This window comes from Pseudoduganella rivuli (genome assembly GCF_009674485.1).
GTDB lineage: Bacteria > Pseudomonadota > Gammaproteobacteria > Burkholderiales > Burkholderiaceae_D > Rugamonas > Rugamonas rivuli_B.
On sequence record NZ_WKJJ01000057.1, the window covers coordinates 1 to 1,452 of the forward strand.

General features: G+C 57.9%; 1 protein-coding gene. It reads right to left on the reverse strand.

The annotated features are described in order from the left end of the window. Positions 1–279 precede the first annotated feature (279 nt). Complete coding sequence (locus tag GJ700_RS34655; protein ID WP_154382790.1) at positions 280–1,335, reverse strand: IS110 family RNA-guided transposase; 1,056 nt, start codon at positions 1,333–1,335, stop codon at positions 280–282. Between the last annotated feature and the right edge of the window lie 117 nt (positions 1,336–1,452).

Consider the following 1,452-nt stretch of genomic DNA (forward strand, 5'->3'; position numbering starts at 1 on the left):
TCACTATAAGGGCTTCCCAATTTTTCAAGGCAAATGCGTTCCTCGATCAAGTCGATTAGCGTCTGGAGTTGGTCGGCCTGCGAAACTATAAACGGTCTTGTTGGGCAACTTTGTCATTTGCCCGGACCCTGATGCAAGACGCGGTGGGGAACCTCAATCGTTGGTCGGGATATAGCTGCCATCCCCTAAAAGTTCATCAGGTCATTCCCCACTCGGTCCGAACCGAAAGCTCATCAACGCGTGCAGACTTGATTGACGGTGCTGCGAAAAACGAAACGGCTAGGCCGGCTTAAAGGTCTCTCCTTTAGCCAGCAGGGCCCACGCAATGCGGGCATTCTTTGCTGCGATGGCGACGAGCGCTTTGCCATATCCGGCGCGGGCCTGCAACGCTACGGCCCATCGGCTGATGTGATCGCTCTTGCGCGCGGCATTGGCCAGCATCGCTCGGGCACCCAGGATAAGAAGCGTGCGCAAGTACCGATCGCCAGCCTTGGTGATGTGCCCAAGCTTGACCTTGCCGCCGGAGCCGTACTGGCCTGGGACCAGCCCAAGCCATGCGGCCAATTGGCGGCCGTTCTTGAAATCATGGCCGTTGCTAATCGAAGCGACCAGCGCCGATGCGGTCACGTGGGCAATGCCAGGCAATGCCATCAGGCGCTTGCAACGTTCGTCGGCATGCGCCATGCGTTTGATGTGCTCGTCATACTCTGCAACACGCATGTCGAGTGTGACCATATGTGCCAGTAAGTCATACACGGCGCTGGCAGCCCAGCCGGGCAGCCGTTCGGCCGCGAGTTGCGCCTGTTTCCGGATCACTTCGGCTCGCTGCGGCAAGATCACACCGAACTCTGACATCAGTCCGCGAATGCGATTGATGATGGCGGTGCGCTCCTCGACAAAGCCGTGCCGCACGCGGTGCAAGGTGAGGATCGCCTGTGCATCGATGCTTTTGATGGGGACGAATCGCATAGCGGGGCGTGTGACGGCTTCGCAGATCGCGGCCGCATCGTTGGCGTCATTCTTGCCCCGTTTGCCTTGCATGCGGTACGGGATGACGAACTTGGGGGCCATCAGCCTGGGCGTATGCCCGAGGCCTGTCAATTCACGAGCCCAGTGGTGCGCGCCGGAGCAAGCTTCCATGCCAACCACACATGGCGGCAACTGCGCCATCAGTTCCAGCAGTTGATCACGCCGCACATTGGGTTTGACCAGCACTGGTTTGCCAAAGCGATTGACGCCGTGGATCGCAAACACGTTCTTGGCGAGATCAATGCCGATGGTAACAGGGACGTTTTCGGCGTTTCCATTTGCTGTTAAAGTGCTAACCTTGTTCATGACTTCCCCCATTTGGGCCATTGATGAAGACAACTTCCTCATCCTTAGACCGTAGGTGCTTGCAGCAAGTTCCAAGCTGCGCATGTGGGACGGGGGAAGTCCCTTTCATTCGTTGGG